13 protein-coding genes are annotated in these 15609 nt (G+C 47.1%); 11 read left to right on the plus strand and 2 right to left on the minus strand.

Going from position 1 to position 15609, the window contains the following annotated elements:
• Positions 1–125: 125 nt before the first annotated feature.
• On the plus strand, positions 126–602 hold the full coding sequence (gene queF, locus B7991_RS05335; protein WP_072827383.1) for a preQ(1) synthase: 477 nt from the start codon (positions 126–128) through the stop codon (positions 600–602).
• A gap of 2 nt (positions 603–604) precedes the next feature.
• A complete protein-coding gene (locus B7991_RS05340; protein WP_176421760.1) occupies positions 605–1315 on the plus strand; it encodes a queuosine precursor transporter in 711 nt (236 codons plus the stop codon).
• Positions 1316–1461: 146 nt separating this feature from the next.
• Here the strand turns inward: B7991_RS05340 and B7991_RS05345 are convergent, their stop codons facing one another.
• Complete coding sequence (locus B7991_RS05345) at positions 1462–2340, minus strand: hypothetical protein (RefSeq protein ID WP_088629925.1); 879 nt, start codon at positions 2338–2340, stop codon at positions 1462–1464.
• Positions 2341–2477: 137 nt separating this feature from the next.
• Between B7991_RS05345 and B7991_RS05350 the strand changes: the two genes are divergently transcribed.
• From B7991_RS05350 to B7991_RS05385, 8 genes are all read left to right on the plus strand, one after another.
• A complete protein-coding gene (locus tag B7991_RS05350; protein ID WP_088629995.1) occupies positions 2478–5213 on the plus strand; it encodes a TIGR02171 family protein in 2736 nt (911 codons plus the stop codon).
• A gap of 76 nt (positions 5214–5289) precedes the next feature.
• On the plus strand, positions 5290–5718 hold the full coding sequence (locus B7991_RS05355) for a hypothetical protein (protein WP_088629926.1): 429 nt from the start codon (positions 5290–5292) through the stop codon (positions 5716–5718).
• Positions 5718–6842, plus strand: a complete 1125-nt coding sequence (locus B7991_RS05360; RefSeq protein ID WP_088629927.1) for an NAD-dependent epimerase/dehydratase family protein — start codon at positions 5718–5720, stop codon at positions 6840–6842. The genes B7991_RS05355 and B7991_RS05360 overlap by 1 nt, the downstream gene beginning before the upstream one ends.
• Before the next feature lie 20 nt (positions 6843–6862).
• Positions 6863–7627, plus strand: coding sequence for a glycosyltransferase family 2 protein (locus B7991_RS05365; protein ID WP_088629928.1), 765 nt, complete (start codon positions 6863–6865; stop codon positions 7625–7627).
• 110 nt (positions 7628–7737) lie between these two features.
• Positions 7738–8994 carry an FISUMP domain-containing protein gene (locus B7991_RS05370; protein ID WP_176421761.1) on the plus strand — a complete coding sequence of 419 codons (1257 nt, stop codon included), beginning with the start codon at positions 7738–7740 and terminating at the stop codon, positions 8992–8994.
• A gap of 40 nt (positions 8995–9034) precedes the next feature.
• Entirely contained in the window at positions 9035–9946 is a 912-nt protein-coding gene (locus B7991_RS05375; RefSeq protein ID WP_088629930.1) for a MoxR family ATPase, read from the plus strand.
• A gap of 139 nt (positions 9947–10085) precedes the next feature.
• Positions 10086–11417 (plus strand): DUF58 domain-containing protein, encoded by a 1332-nt coding sequence (locus B7991_RS05380; protein ID WP_088629931.1) that lies wholly within the window; start codon positions 10086–10088, stop codon positions 11415–11417.
• Entirely contained in the window at positions 11414–13444 is a 2031-nt protein-coding gene (locus tag B7991_RS05385) for a transglutaminase-like domain-containing protein (protein ID WP_088629932.1), read from the plus strand. Before B7991_RS05380 ends, B7991_RS05385 begins: the two co-directional genes overlap by 4 nt.
• Here the strand turns inward: B7991_RS05385 and B7991_RS05390 are convergent.
• Positions 13426–13974 (minus strand): hypothetical protein, encoded by a 549-nt coding sequence (locus tag B7991_RS05390; protein ID WP_088629933.1) that lies wholly within the window; start codon positions 13972–13974, stop codon positions 13426–13428. The two genes, B7991_RS05385 and B7991_RS05390, sit on opposite strands and share 19 nt — an antisense overlap.
• A gap of 154 nt (positions 13975–14128) precedes the next feature.
• On the opposite strand from B7991_RS05390, the gene B7991_RS05395 reads away from it, so the two are divergent.
• Positions 14129–15355: a sialate O-acetylesterase gene (locus B7991_RS05395; RefSeq protein ID WP_088629934.1), complete on the plus strand. Its 1227-nt coding sequence runs from the start codon at positions 14129–14131 to the stop codon at positions 15353–15355.
• Positions 15356–15609: the final 254 nt, after the last annotated feature.

The following is a 15609-nucleotide window of genomic DNA, read 5'->3' on the forward strand; positions in this document are numbered from 1 at the left end:
ACTACCTCGAAAACGTAGGAATGTATCCATTTTAGAAAACTATTTCATTGACAAAACATCTATATTTGTACCTAAAATGGTCAGTTCGAAACCCATCCTGACTTAAAACAAAACTAGGAGACTTTATGCGTTCAGAAGCTGAACTCGAAGGTGTTACGCTCTTGGGCAACAACAAGACCCAGTACAAGACCACTTACAGCCCCGAAGTGCTCGAAAAGTTCCCGAACAAGCATCCGGGTAACGACTACATGGTCACGTTCAACTGCCCGGAATTCACGAGCCTTTGCCCGAAAACTGGTCAGCCGGACTTTGCCGAAATCAAGATCAACTACATTCCGGACCAGTATTTGGTGGAATCCAAGTCGCTCAAGCTTTACATGTTCTCGTTCCGCAATCACGGGGATTTCCACGAAGACTGCGTGAACATCATCATGAAGGACTTGGTGAAATTGCTCGACCCGAAGTACATCGAAGTCGAAGGCATCTTTATGCCGCGCGGTGGCATTTCTCTTTATCCGTTTGCAAACTACGGCAAGCCGGGTACCGAATTTGAAGCTATCGCCAAGACACGCCTCTTTGCTGCGATAGACAGGAGGAAGTAATCGTGCAAAACGAACTCCTTATGATTGCCTCCATTTTTGCGTTCTTTGGAGGCTTGGTTGCCTTTTTCCGCTTTTTCGGTAAGCAGGGCATTTTCGCCTGGACCGTCATTGCGACAATTGCTGCAAATATCGAAGTTTTGATTCTCGTGCACGCCTTTGGGCTCGACACGACGCTCGGCAATGTCATTTTCGCATCCTCCTTCCTCGCAACGGACATGATGAGCGAAATCTTTGGCAAAAAAGAGGCTAGCCGCTGCGTGAAAATCGGCATTCTCGCGAATGTGACGTTTATTCTCATTTCGCAAAGCTGGTTTCTGTACATCCCCGCCGAGGGCGACACCATGGCTGAACCGATCCGTACGGTGTTCTCGAATACACCTCGTGTGATGCTCGCGAGCTTGTTTGCCTACGCCATATGCGAAATGTTCGACGTCTGGGCGTATCACGCCTGGTGGAAATGGACCGAGAAAAAGTTTAAGGATAAGAAGGGCTACTTGTGGGTCCGCAATAATGGGTCGACTCTTGTAAGCCAGCTGATAAACGTCGTTGTGTTCAACTTGCTTGCGTTCGCTGGCGTTTTCCCGTGGAATACCATTGGCGAAATTCTCGTGTTTGGCTACGGCATCTTTGTCATCACGACTCTTATGGACACTCCGTTTGTGTACCTTGCCCGCCGCATCTCCGAAAAACACCCGGAACTGCTGAAAGATTAAGAGCGCCCTGTTGTCATGCCCGATTTAATCGGGCATCTCCATCTCGTTTTGCATTGTCGTCCCGGCTTTTTTTGTCATGCCCTGCTCCGACAGGGCATCTCCTTTTTATAGAGCAAAAAAATCCCGCTTTCGCGGGAATTCCATAATTAAAATTCAATTCCAAGTTTTAGACTGGCGTCACCATAAAAATAGGGTTTCGTGTCCTCTAAGATTTGAAGAAGGATCCCTGATTGGAGAGAAAAGTCTATGAAGAATCTGTTGTTGAAGCGTAATGTGTAACCGCCAGTTAGAGCGAATATGTATTGGGTGATTGGTAAGTCGAGTATTGCGTCACCATAGGTGGTATAATAATCGCGGTCCATGTAGGAATCGTTGCTTTTCGCATAGCGGTCTCTGTATTCAAAACCAAAAGAATCATTGAATTTTATTGTTGCTATTTCAAACAGAAAACCAGTATGCCAGTTTCCGTGGATTGTGGCGAATAGTTTGCTGAATTCTAAACCAATGCCAAAGCCTTGGTCGAAATAGCCTCTTTCATAATGAGAATATCCATCATAATACTCATACTCGTAATCGTCGAATGTTTCATCATTAAGAGGAAATTCTCCGTTATAATATCTCACGTAAGCTTTGACATCGAAATTTGTTCCCATGCGGATTGACATACCGACCATCGGGCCCCATTGGGCACAACCTAGCGGATCCATCCAGAAGCCGAGTTTTGTTTCTCTGGCCTTAGTCCACCAGATGGAATTGGGATCTTTATCAGGGGAAAGCCTTTTTTGCGCGTTGTTAAAGGTTTCTTTGGTTCCATTCTTGTAGCGAATCTCGCTGATGTTATCTTTTTTTGCTGTGTAAGTTGGGCCTTCGGGATTGTCGAATTTCTTATAGCGGATGGAGTTGTCGTCGACTTCAAGGACTTTCGCGTCGATGCTAGTTCCGTTTTTTAAGATGACGATGTCCTGTGCAAATGACGGAATGGCAAAAGCGGCGGCTAATGCGAGTGACAGTAATACTTTTCCCATAAAAAGTTCCTGGTAAAGGGTGTTTTGAATTTGATGAATTGTAAAAATTAAATAAACATATGTAAACTATACAAATGGGCAAATAATAGCCAATTTATAATTACATCTGGTTTAGTATAAGTTTGTATATTTATACTATGCGTTTCTATATTCTTGGACTCTCCTGTCTTTTCTTCCTTGCTTGCTCGGAATCGGGCTCGAATAGCTCTTCTACAGACAATCATGATGATTTGCCGGCTTTTCTAGAAGGAATGTTGCCTATTTCTGCATCTAACGCCAAAGTTACGCTTGGCACGGACAACGAAAATGCGAAAGCGACTGAACGTCCGCAGATGAAGGTCAAATTCGATTACGATTTCTACATGGGCAAAAACGAAGTGACTTGTGGCGAGTTCGATAGCCTTATGCGCGCAGAAACAGGCTTTGTCCTGAAATGCAAAAACGATAGTTTGCCTGCAACGGACGTTTCTTATTACGATGCGGTTCTCTTCGCTAATGCCAAAAGCAAGGCCGCCGGCAAGGATACCGCTTACACTTACAGCAAGAGTTCCTTCGATAGCGAGAAACATTGCACCAGTTTGGAAAGCCTTGAGTTTGATCCCGATAAAGAAGCTTTCCGCTTGCCGACCGAAGCCGAATGGGTCTATGCGGCAAATAAGTTTGGAAAAAAGAAGAATAGCTGGACTTCCGATAATTCAGGTTTTGAACTGCACCCGGTTTGCGCAAAGGTGACTGAAAAAAATGAACTTTGCGACATCATGGGCAATGCCTTGGAATTTGTAAATGACTGGATGGGGTATTTCCACGATACAACTTATCTGAACTATGTCGGTGCTTTGGAAGGGCGTTCCGTTGGTCAGCGTGTTGTTAAAGGGGGTAGCTATCACGATGCTGCCGGTGCGATAAACCTCTTCAGTCGCGGGGATGTTTATGCGGTCACTTCTGGAACTCGTGCGGAATATGTGGGTTTCCGTCTTGCTTATGGTGCAATCCCTAATGCTTCCTGGGCTGCTGATAATGGTGATAATCAGGCTGGGCTTGTGACGGCTGTTGCCAATTTTGGTACAGTGCGGTCCCAGGTGGGAACATATAAAGTTAAGCTCGCTTTCCGCAATGATGTTTCTGGAAACCTTGTGTTTATCGATTATTCAAATGGCTATTCCAATGTCGTTGAAATCAAGGATACGATGGAAGTTTATCATCCAGAAATTTCTCCAGATGGCAAGCGTGTTGCTTTCTGTACGCAATTTGAAGGCTCTTCTGAAAAGTCGACCGTCTATGTGCGTGATTTGGCAGATGCTGGAACAGGACTTAAAAAGCTTGATTTCGAAAATGCGGCAATCCCTCGCTGGCGTGTTTTGCCCGATGGCGATACGGTCATTGTATTTGTGAGCGACGCTGGCGATAACAGCGTTGACGCAACGTTCAAGAAAAACTCGACTTGGCAGGTCTCGTTTGCTGGTGGAAAGTTCGGGAAACCGGAAAAGTTGTTTGATGGTGCTTATCATGGTGGCGTCAGCAGCGATGGTTCGTTGGCGGTTACTGGCTCCAAGCTTTTACGCGCTCGAATAGCTTCGTCAAAAGGTTCTGCTCGTGACACGGTCTGGTATAACGGTGAACAGGCTTGCAATGTGTCCTTGGCTAAGGACGATTCCCGCCGTACATTGTTCCTGGACTTTGGTTCAGAAACTGGTGCGAAATTTGTGGGCGAAAGCTATAGCGTGCATGAACGCCTCTTCATAGCAGATAAAAACGGCAAGTTGATCAAGTCTTTGACTACGCCCAAGGGATTTACTTTTGATCATACTGAATGGGTGAGCGGCTTGAAAGACTACGCTATTGTAACTTTTGTTAATGCAAATGGTGCTCATGCCAAAATTGTTCTTGTCAATCTTGAAACTTCTGATATCTTGGAACTTGTCAAGGGCGATGAACTGTGGCATCCGAGTTTATGGGTGAACCCGATGGATGAGGCCCATTATGATGAACTGGATTTGGATAGCGCCGGTATGTACTACGTTGGACAAGATGCTCCTCTTATTACGTTCAAGATGAACGCTTTTTGGACGGTATCTGATACAGCCGACATTATTGCTCTTGGCTCATCTCGTGTAAGTTCTGGGTTTGTGGCTCAAGAGATGGAGTCTGGCTATGCGTTCAATATGGCGACTATTCCAAACGACATGGATGTTATTGGCACTCTCGCTGAAAATTACGTCTTGCCGCACAGCAAAAAGTTGAAATACCTTATTGTCAGTCTTGATTTTGATTTGTGGTCTAAAAAGGAAGGTGAAAATTTCAATAAGAATGCTGCTGGCAATCTTGGCTTTGAATACGATAAGAGCCACTCTTATTGGAAAGATGGCGTCCCGTCACAGTATAAGGAACTGAATGCGGCTTATGCAAACGGTATCGATTTCTTGAGAGAATTCATGAATGGAAATCATGGATGGATTTGGCTGGAATCACAAGGCTGGACGGTAGGCGGCTTTAACGAAAACCCGATTGTCGATGATTCTACGTGGAGCGATAGCCGCGCTTATGCAAAGGACATGGAACGCCTTAAAAAGTTGATTGCTGCTGCCAAGGAAAAAGATGTTGTTCTCATTGGCGTTGTATTCCCGCAATCTCCTTATTACAAGACGACTGGTTCTTATGGGCGTCACGGAATGCGCCGTAGCACCGCCGATTCCTTGATTGGGGTCTTGCACAAGTGGGATGAAAAGTATTCGAATTTTGTGTTTTTGGATGAAAACAAGATGGGTGATCACGACTATAGTGATGAAATGGCTTATGATTATGACCATTTGAGTTATGTCGGTGGCCAAAAACTGACTCGAAAATTGGATTCCTTGATTCAATCCATGAAATAAGGAAATCATCTTTCTTGTAATCCCGTCAAATTTGTATATTGTAAACAATTAAACGAAACATCTATAGAGGTTTTTTATGAAGTTTTCTCATGCTTTGCTCTTGGCTAGCTCCCTTGCGTTCCTTGCTTGCGGTGATGACGATGATTCTTCGTCTAACGCATCTGACAAGTTCGATTGCACGGTAAGTGACGGCGTCAAGGTGGTTTATCCGACCAAAGGTGAAACTTTCAAGATTGGCCAGAAGATTACCGTTATTTACGGTTCTACTGTTGATGACTCTGGCTATATGATCAAGTTCAAAACCGACAAGGATGATGCAGGTAAGGATTTGACCCGCGGTTCTGTTGGTTTCGCAGGCAAGGGCGATGGCAAGACCTGCTATGAAGTCGAAGTTGTCCTTGATGCTAAAAAGGTGACGGAAACCACGACAGGTATTATCCGCGTCGTTCCTTACTATAATACGAATAAGGGCGCGAACTCCGCTGAGTTCACGGTCAAGAAGTAATGAACCTAAAGTTCAATGATCAATGTATCACCGTAGCCATTGTTGGTTGCGGTGGTTTTATTGGTTGTCACCTTCTCGACGCCATTTTGACGCGCACGAAGTGGCGCGTTTTTGGCGTTGATTTGGACTTTTACAGGATCCAGCATAGACTAAACGATGAACGTTGCGAGTTTATGGTGGCAGACTTGGCTGATAAAAGTGTCGTTGAACGAATTGCAAAATATCCGATTGTCGTAAACCTTGCAGCAATTTGCACTCCGAGCCGCTATATGGCAGAAGCTCCGGAGGTGATTCGCAGCAATTACGACCATCCGGCTGCATTGGCTGATGCTTGTGCAAAATCGGGCTCCTGGCTGATTCATTTTTCGACGTCCGAGATTTATGGGCGCACGTCGGCCGATTCTGGCTTGCTCGTCGAAGATGAATCCGAGCTGACATTTGGACCGGTGACGGCGAGCCGCTGGAGCTATGCAACCGCAAAACTCTTGACGGAACGCTATATTGCTGGCCTTAAAAATTTGAAGTGGACTGCGGTTCGTCCGTTCAACTTTGTCGGGCCTTACATGGACTTTATGCCGGGCGTCGATGGCTCGGGCATTCCGCGTGTGCTTGCAAATTTCTCGTCGGCGCTTGTACGCGGCGAGCCTTTGAAACTTGTGAATGGCGGTGTTGCCAAGCGCAGTTTCACGAGTGTGTTTGATGCGGTCGATTTTATGTTCGCGCTGTTTGAAGCGGGACTTTCGGCGAGTGCTGTTGGAATGGCTTCGAGTGTAACTGAAAATGATGCAGAAAAATCGCCTTTGTCGCAGGCGTTTAATATCGGGAATCCGGATAACGAGCTTACGATTGCTGAACTTGCCTGTAAAATGCGCAATATCTTTGCAGAAATCAAGGGCGTGAACATTGAAACCATTCCAGAACCCGAGATTGTATCTGGCGTGGAATATTACGGCGAAGGTTACGAAGATTCCATGCGCCGTTTGCCGTCTGTAGAAAAGGCAGAACGCTTGCTTGGCTTTAAGGCCAAGACTCCAATTGATGTGGTGCTTCGCGAATCGTTAACGTGGTTTGTCGGACATTATAGCGATACAAGTCATCCTGATACTGATTCTACGCCATCCTGAGCTGCGCGAAGGATCCAGTTATGTCTTGTTCTGCGATAGATTATTTTGTCTTTGTCCCTGCGTACAACGTTGAGCGTACGCTCGTCGAAGTCCTCTCTAAAATTGATGCGTCTGTTTTGGCGCGTGCGCATGTGCTCGTGATTGATGATGGCTCGCGTGATGGGACGGCGGAGGCCTTCGAACGCTTTATGTCGAGTGGCGCGGAAAATGCGAGTCAATCAGAAAATGCGCGCAATCTCAAATCCCATTTTGAGTATTTTAAGTTTGAACAAAATAGCGGCTATGGTGCCGTAGTCAAAAAAGGACTTGCAGAAGGCTTGGCTTCGGGGGCGGCGTTTGTCGCTTGCTTGCACGGAGACGGCCAGTACCCTGCAGAAAAACTGGGTGAGTTCTTTGCAGAAATGGAAAACTGCAATCTCGATTTGTTGCAGGGGTCGCGCCATGCGGTAGCGGGGGATGCCAAACGCGGTGGCATGCCTTTGTACAAACGCATTGGTGGCGCGTTCTTGACGGCGCTTGAAAATTTATCATTCCGCGTAAAACTTACGGACCGTCATAGCGGCTTTATCGTCTATTCATCGTGGTTCCTGAAAACGGTCGATTTGAATCGCTTAAGTGCATCGTTTGATATCGATTTGGAACTCATTTCTATTGCGGATGCTTGCCGTTTTGCGATTGCGGAACTCCCAATCCCGACACGTTACGCTGGAGAAAAATCGAACCTCAATGTGGTTACGTACGGCATGCGTGTTTTGCGCCAAGTGTGGCGAAGAATGTGGAAATAGCAGAAAAAATTTTTTTTATTTTTCATCTTTTTTATAGAAATACAGTAAAAAAGGAATGAAGAATGAAAGGCCAATTCTTTTCTCGAGCTCTAGTGTACTTTTCTCTCTGTATGGCTTGGCTTACAGCTTGCAGCGATGAAAGTTCAGTGATTACGAATGTTTCGTATTCTGGAATTGAGGCTGTAAATGAATTGGAACCATGTACTATAAAAAATGAAAAATGGATTGTATTCCTTTTGGATTCTTCATCCTTTTATACCTGTTCGAAGGGAAAGTGGATTCCTGTAGATTTGAGTCCCGATTACCAGCCGATTAAAGACACGATTGTTGTTAGAGATACCGTGATTGTGAAGAATACGGTTCAATCCAAAGACACCGTATTTTCGTACGATACTTTAGTTGTTAAGGATACGTTGTTCAATAAAGATACACTCATCTCCAAAGATACTGTGTTTTCGTATGATACGTTGGTTGTAAAGGATACGTTGTTTACAAAAGATACGCTGTTCTCCAAAGACACTGTATTTTCTTTTGATACCTTGGTCGTGAAAGATACACTAGTTTCGAAGGACTCCATCTATTCTATCGATACCGTTTACTCGTTCGATACGCTTGTCGTGGACCATTACGATACGGTACGAGTGTATGATACGACGACAGTTGTTTTTGTTCCTGAGTACGATACTGTAACTACGGAATTCTTGAATCAGGAAATGCTGAAAGATGGAAAGTATGGTATTCTTGTAGATAAACGCGATAATAAGGTTTACAGGACGGTAAAGATTGGTACCCAGACGTGGATGGCACAAAATTTGTCGTACGCTGATGGTGGAGTAACAAGCTATTGCCGAAATAATTCTGTTCAAGGCAATGGGGATGAGTATTGCCGTCGCTTTGGGCGCTTGTATACATGGGCTGCAGCACTGAATTTGGATGATATGTACAATTCTAGTCGAGCAACAGAATCAGATGGCTCGGATAAGTACTTGTATCATCCTGCACAGGGATTATGTCCTGATGGTTATCACATCCCGCAAAAGTCTGAATTCGAAACGCTTATAGATTATGTGGCGGCCCAAAATACGGTTAACAACATCAAGACGGGCGTTTCTCCATCACTTGAATCGGTTAATGGCTTATGGGATATACCTGCCGGTGATTCATATCCAACGAATACCACGGGTTTCTCTGGTGTGGCAAATGGTTCTTTGTTTAGTGGCTACTCAGCAACGCTTTCGATGGTTTCGTCTACGGAAAACTCGGCAACCACCTTTACAGTGTATACATTACACCATGCATCGACCTCTTTCAAGATTGAAGCTCATGAAAAATCGAGTTTCATGTCTATTCGTTGCGTAAAGAATTGATGGATTGAGTTTTATCAACTAAAAAACATATATTATAAGCATGGTTAAAGATTTAATTCATGCTTTAAATGGGGTGCTGCTCGGAAAATCCGAGGCGGTAGAACTTTTGGTGATGGCGCTCCTTGCCGATGGCCATGTGCTTATCGAGGATGTGCCGGGAACGGGCAAGACGACGATTGCCAAGGCGCTTGCCGCTGCAATTGGTGCGGATTTTGCGCGTATCCAGTTTACGCCGGACTTGCTCCCCGCCGATGTGACGGGCGGTGCTGTGTTCAAGGCAAATACAGGTGAGTTTGAAATTCGCAGGGGGCCTGTCTTTACGCAGGTGCTGTTGGCGGATGAAATCAACCGTGCATCTCCGCGAACGCAGAGTGCGCTTTTGGAAGCGATGGAAGAACGCCAGGTTTCGCTAGAAGGCGAGCGCCATGCGCTCCCGAAACTCTTCATGGTGCTTGCGACCGAAAACCCTGTGGAATTCCATGGTGTGTTCCCGCTGCCCGAAGCGCAAATGGACAGATTCTTGGTGCGCCTTTCGCTCGGGTATCCGACTGCGGAAACGGAACTTGGCATTTTGCGTGCGCATCGCGATGGGCGACCGCTTGACACGCTCAAGGCTGTGATGACTCCCGATGAAATTATTGCCGTGCGCAACGATGTCCGCAAGATTCACATTGATGAATCGCTTGAAACGTACGTGGTTTCGCTGGTGCAGGCGACGCGTGTGAATCCGGCGGTGCGTTTGGCGGCAAGTCCGCGTGCGGGAATCAACCTCATCAAGATGGCGCAAGCGTGCGCGTATGTGGCGGGTCGCGATTTCGTGAATCCCGATGACATTCAGCATGTGTTCTTCCCGGTGATGGAACATCGCGTGTTCGCAAAAGATTCGAATACGCCCGGCGCCTCTAGACAAATTCTCGAAGGAATCTTGAAGCAAGTGCGAGTGCCTAAATAATGAGCGCCATCATCTTGAGTGAATGCACTTGTCATCCTGAGTGAATGCACTTGTCATCCTGAGTGAATGCTCTAGTCATCCTGAGTGAACGAACAAGTCATCCTGAACGAAGTGAAGGATCCAGTGAAGTCTTGAAAATATGTCTCTCTTCCATTTCTTTATAAACGCCATTCCCAGAAGTCCCAAGCGCAAGGGACTCTTGATGCGTTTGTACTACATTTGGCAAGAAGGCTTTACGCAGGTGGGGCATGCGGCGGCAGCGCTAATGCTATTCTCGATGTTTGCGGGAGCAGTGCCTGGATTCTGGGCGGCGTGGGTGTTTTGCGGCTTGGATTTCATGTATTTTTTGGCGCTTGTACCATGCTTCTTCATGACCGCACGCAAGAGCAAGTTCAAGGCGGGCGACATTTCTGTTCGGAATGTTTACGAGGGCGAAACATCGGCTGTTGATTTGCACGTTACTGCCGAAGACAAGCTGAATGCGGTGTCGCTTGGATGTTTCCGCATGGATCCATCGCTCAAGTGCGAAGAGTCCGCACTTGTGGCGATTGTTGCGGGCGAGACGGCGAAACTCACTTGCAAAATTCAGACGAAAAAACGTGGCGCATTTGAAATCTCGAAAGTGGCGGTGATTATCCCGGAAATCAATGGCGCTTTGCGTTATGCGGCAAATGTCGGGAAAGCAGAATTGCTCGTGTTCCCGCGCCCGTTGCGCGTGGGGGCTTTCCCGTTTTTGACATCGGGCGCGAGCGGTGTTGTTTTTGCACCGCTATTGATGCCGAGTCTTACGCGCGGGATGGATTTTGTGGGCGTGCGAGAATACCGCGAGGGCGATTCCTTACGCGATTTGCATCATAAGGCTTTTGCACGTTACGGCAAGCCTTTCACGAAGGAATTTGAAACGGAACGCGGTGCTGGTGCGATTCTCGTGCTGGATGTGACTGCCCGTAGTTTGCGTGAAAAATCGGTTGTTGAAATGCTGATTCGCTTGGCGGCTGGCGTAGGCTTGTGGCTTTTGGAGCGTAAGGCGCTTGGGCGATTCTTCATTGGCGATGACGAGATTGCGCTTGTGCAGGGCGATGGCGGGGTGAGCTTCTTGGAAGCGCTTGCACGAATCCCGGCTGCGTCTTGGCTGGAAACGCGCACTTCGAAAGGTCCGCGTGCATCTCGAAATACTGTAAATTCTCGAAGTGCGACAGGTGCGCAGAAGCTTTGGTCGCCGGCGGCACGCCCGCTTGGCCCTGTGCTCCGCATGGGGCTTTTCGCGACTGAAGATCCGCTTGTGCATAAGCAAGTGATTTTGGATGCGCATTCCAAGTTGACAAATGAGTCGAAGACCGCAATTTCTGACGATGTTTTGGCTGTGAACGCGGCGCATCTCGAACGCGTTTTTAACGAACGTTTGCATCGTGAACGAACGATTTCCGAGCGTCCACTTGGAAATTCTCGCGATGCGGAGATGAGTCTATGATGAACTTCCGTGAAATTAGCAAGACGATTTTCTTTTGCATCGTTTCCATCAATTTGGGCGTTTCATGTGGACTTGAAATTCTTGGCTTTGTTTTTGCAGCCTTGTTTATCGCTATTCACGTCAAACAATATTTGCTTTCAAAGTCCGCGATGGGCCAAAGAAAAATCCCGCGTTACAGAAAAATTTTCGCATACGGTGCGATTGTCCCATGCGCGTTGTGGTGGGTGCTCACGCCGAGCGTTGAAATGGGCGTCTCGCCGTACTTGGTCTTTATCCCGGCATGGTATTTGCTTTACTTGGCGTGGCTCCAAAAGCGGAGTCTCGGGAATGGCGGTTACGAAGTCTTTGTTGTGTTCAATGGCGTTGCCGCACTTTTCATGGGGCTATTCCAAGCGCCTCGCGCAAGCGTCATCAGTGCCGTTGTGGCGCTATTGCTTGCGGTATATGCGTTTGGCCGTCCGCACGTTGCTCTTTACAAGCGGCTGCTTTTCGTTTTACTTTATGCGAGTCTGTGCGGCTCGTCGTATCTCGGTTTTAAATATTGGAAGAGCAATCGTTATTACAGTGGCCGCTGGGCCGAAGAATATTACGTCAAGAATCGCGTGATGGGTTTCGATCCCGTGGCTGCATTGGGTTCCTTCTCCAGTAATTACAATTCCAAGTACAATAGCGAAATTGTCCTTCGCGTTTGGGATACTCTTGCTCCCACGTACCTGCGTGCTGCCGCCTACGAAAAATATGTGGCGGGCATTTGGAAGCTCCCAGCGACGGCCGAAAAGAAACTTTATCCGGCGCGTTATCGTGTGGATTACGCCGTCTTTGAATCCGAAGATTCTGCTGCGGCCGCGCCAAATGTCAAAGCTGTTTGGGTGCAAGCGACTCTCAACAATTTTGGCTTTATGTTTGCGCCTGCGAATGTTGTGGGCGTGGCGAGCAAAAATGCAGATTCTTTGAATTACTATTCAACGAATGTTTTTGCAGATGCAAACGGTACGCGTAGCGATTGGTATTATTACGTGCCTGATTCTGCGAAAACTCTTGCGATGGCAACGCATTTACCCACGGATTCTTCGACGGTATCTCCGGCTACTATTGAACATAATTCCGATTTCTTGCAAATCCCGAATAGAGAAAAAGCTCTCCTAGATACAATTGCCGCAGCGATGTCACTCCCGCCCGCGCATCCGGTCCAAACTTTAAAAACAATAGAATCTTATTTTATCCATAATTTTAAGTACTCGTACATCGTTCCTGGTCATCGTGCAAATTCAAAAGTGGACCCCATTGCTCTTTTCTGGAAAACCAAGGAGGGCTTTTGCGAGTACTACGCAACGCTTGCGACGCTCCTCTTGCGTCATCAGGGAATTCCTGCGCGATACGTGACGGGCTTTGCTCGCCCCGAACGTGTTCCTGGGCGTCCGTATGCGACTTTCCGCCGCCGTCATAGCCATGCCTGGGTTGAAGTCTACATAGACCATCAGTGGTACATTTTTGACCCGACTCCGCCTGTCAGCGAAATGGTTTTTGCGGAACCATCTTGGCTTTCAACAAAATTCGAAGGCCTGAAAGGTCGTTTCTCTTATGTGATGCATTTGCTCAAGGACGGTGAATGGCGTCGTATTGTCGATAGTTGGCAAGTTGCTTCGGAACGCTTCATTTCAAGCCCCGTGCTTTATATTGCCCTCGTGGCCTTGCTCCTTGTTTTTGTGCTTTTCAAGTTCCGCAGTTCTCGGCGACAGCGCAAACAGCAGGCTATCTCTAAAAATGCGGCCCAATGGATTGCGCTCCTTGCGGATGCCGAAAAACGCCTTGCCCGCGTTGGCTTCAATCGAGCTCCCGGCGAGACGGTTTCTGTTTTTGCCAAACGGATTGAACAAGCCTTGAATGCCATGCATGCGAATGCGCTGGCCACAAAAAAGGCGAGCCCCAAGGACTCGCGCTATGAAAAAGAGATTTCTTTTGCTCTAGGGCTGTTACGTGAATACGAAAACAACCGCTGGCGTAAAAGCTATTTCACGAATGTATAAACTTCGCTCTTGCCAATCAATTCCGTTGTAGAGGCGCTATTGCCGTATTCCGGCTTCATAAAGAAGAGCTGGCCGAACGTCATTGTGACAACGCCTGCTTCTGCCTTGATCACAGGTGCAATGATGGCTTCGTCATCAGGCTTTGGCATGCATATGGTGTTTGTCGTTGCTGTAAGGTGCAACGATGTTCCAAGAATTTCCCAAGTGCCGTACGTTTTGCCCAAGTCGCAAGTTGCCTTGGTGGCGGTAGAAAGCGTGTATTCAAAGCGGTTGACCTTCTTGTCGTCAATGTAGAATTTGACGGTTGCCGGGGCTGCGCTCAAATTGTGGCTCGGGTCGATGATGATGGATCCGGGAACAGTAGGATCTTCACTTGACGGGCCGTTGATGCTCCAGGTGCCCATGAGGCAGTCTTTGGAGAGGCCGGCGGCGCATTGTTCAGCTTTGGTGGGCGGGGTAGTCGTTGATTCGCTACAGGCGGTGAAAATCGATGCTGCGATAGCAAGGGATGCCAAGATTTTGATGGTCATAGAAGTCCTCGTTTTATGGTTGGAATATAAATAAAAATAATGATGTTGCAGAACCCTACAACGCGATTTTCCAAAGATTTAACATTCGATTGTGAATTGAAAATATATTAGGGATAGTTGTTGGGAGGCGTTTTGGCGCCTCAAGGAGTGTTCGATGAAAGTCTCGCGTTTCGTGAGCTTGTTTTTCGGTTTGGGCCTTGCTGTTTCGGCAAATGCTGCTCCAGACCCCAATTTCCACATTTATCTTGCGTTTGGCCAGTCCAATATGGAAGGCCAGGCCAATATCGAAAGCCAGGATAAAACGGTCAATAAACGTTTCCAGGTGCTTTGGACCACGAACGAGACTAACTGCGGCAAAAAATTGGGCAAATGGTCCGATGCCGTTCCGCCGCTGGCGAGTTGCAGCAGTAAACTTGGACCGGCAGACTATTTTGGCCGCACGATGGTTGAAAAAACGGACTCCCAGATTCGGGTCGGTATCGTAGATGTGGCCGTGGCTGGTTGTAGTATCCAGTTATTTGATTCTCCGATTAGCCAGAGCTATATGAATCAGCAGGCCGGCTGGTTTAAGCAGAGGGTCGAAGCCTATGGCGGCAAGCCTTATGAACGCTTGATTGAGATGGCTAAAAAAGCTCAAGAAGATGGCGTCATCAAGGGTATCATCTTCCATCAGGGCGAAACGGATGCTGGCGATGGCCAGTGGCCCTCTAAAGTCAAAGCTGTTTACGATAGAATTCTTAAGGATCTAGGTCTTGAGGGCGATATCCCGTTCTTGGCGGGCGAAGTGTTGCGCTCCGGCATGAGCAAGGGGGCGAACAATAACATTGCAAAGCTCCCGCAGCAGTCTAAAAACTTTTATGTGATTTCATCTGAAGGCTTTAACCAGGCGCTTGGCGATGGGCAGAATGTGCATTTTACATCGCAGGAATACCGTGACTTTGGCAAGCGCTATGCCGAAAAGATGATTGAAGTTCTTGGCGATAAGATCAAGCCTGTCGCCGAATCGAGCAGTAGCGAAACGCCATCCAGTTCGTCTGTAGAATCGAGTTCGTCAGAAAAGGTAAGCTCATCGAGCGTTGATGTTTCTTCGAGTTCGACGTTGGGCGGAATTGTCATCCCGAATGCGACCTACGCGGTGCGTGTTGGCAAGGTCCATTTTGAAGGGGACTTTTTACAGGTGCCGGTGTCGTTGGCTCATTCAGGCCTTGTGAATATCCGCCTTTATTCTGTGCTGGGTACGGAAGTGGCTAATGTGGGCCGTTTGTTAGGCCCGGGTTCGAATAACGTTTTGATTTCTAAGAGAAAGGTCCCTGCAGGTGTTTATATGATGAGCGTCATGACGGAATCATCACTCATTGTGCAGCGCGTGAATTTACAATAATAAGTTCTCCTCAATGCTAAGGGCTCCGTGATTTTCACGGGGCTCTTTCTTTGTGTTTTTTGTGGAAAAAAGAGCGAAATGTGTTAAAATGTGCTACTAAATCATTGAAAACTTGATTTTAGTATCATGATTTTGATACAAAGTAATTGAAAATTCGAGTGTAATAGCTGAAATTTGATTTGAATATGCTACTGAATATCAAAAAAAGAAATATTAGTAGCATGAACAGGTTTGTTTATGCCCTTTTAATTACA

The organism is Fibrobacter sp. UWB3 (assembly GCF_002210405.1).
Lineage (GTDB): Bacteria > Fibrobacterota > Fibrobacteria > Fibrobacterales > Fibrobacteraceae > Fibrobacter.

Excerpts from the sequence above, each read along its gene's own strand:
- B7991_RS05375 (WP_088629930.1), top strand. The coding sequence starts at position 9,035 with ATGGTTAAAGATTTAATTCATGCTTTAAATGGGGTGCTGCTCGGAAAA.
- queF (WP_072827383.1), top strand. The coding sequence starts at position 126 with ATGCGTTCAGAAGCTGAACTCGAAGGTGTTACGCTCTTGGGCAACAAC.
- B7991_RS05360 (WP_088629927.1), top strand. The coding sequence starts at position 5,718 with ATGAACCTAAAGTTCAATGATCAATGTATCACCGTAGCCATTGTTGGT.
- B7991_RS05365 (WP_088629928.1), top strand. The coding sequence starts at position 6,863 with ATGTCTTGTTCTGCGATAGATTATTTTGTCTTTGTCCCTGCGTACAAC.
- B7991_RS05395 (WP_088629934.1), top strand. The coding sequence starts at position 14,129 with ATGAAAGTCTCGCGTTTCGTGAGCTTGTTTTTCGGTTTGGGCCTTGCT.
- B7991_RS05385 (WP_088629932.1), top strand. The coding sequence starts at position 11,414 with ATGATGAACTTCCGTGAAATTAGCAAGACGATTTTCTTTTGCATCGTT.
- B7991_RS05390 (WP_088629933.1), bottom strand. The coding sequence starts at position 13,974 with ATGACCATCAAAATCTTGGCATCCCTTGCTATCGCAGCATCGATTTTC.
- B7991_RS05350 (WP_088629995.1), top strand. The coding sequence starts at position 2,478 with ATGCGTTTCTATATTCTTGGACTCTCCTGTCTTTTCTTCCTTGCTTGC.
- B7991_RS05355 (WP_088629926.1), top strand. The coding sequence starts at position 5,290 with ATGAAGTTTTCTCATGCTTTGCTCTTGGCTAGCTCCCTTGCGTTCCTT.
- B7991_RS05345 (WP_088629925.1), bottom strand. The coding sequence starts at position 2,340 with ATGGGAAAAGTATTACTGTCACTCGCATTAGCCGCCGCTTTTGCCATT.
- B7991_RS05380 (WP_088629931.1), top strand. The coding sequence starts at position 10,086 with ATGTCTCTCTTCCATTTCTTTATAAACGCCATTCCCAGAAGTCCCAAG.
- B7991_RS05370 (WP_176421761.1), top strand. The coding sequence starts at position 7,738 with ATGGCTTGGCTTACAGCTTGCAGCGATGAAAGTTCAGTGATTACGAAT.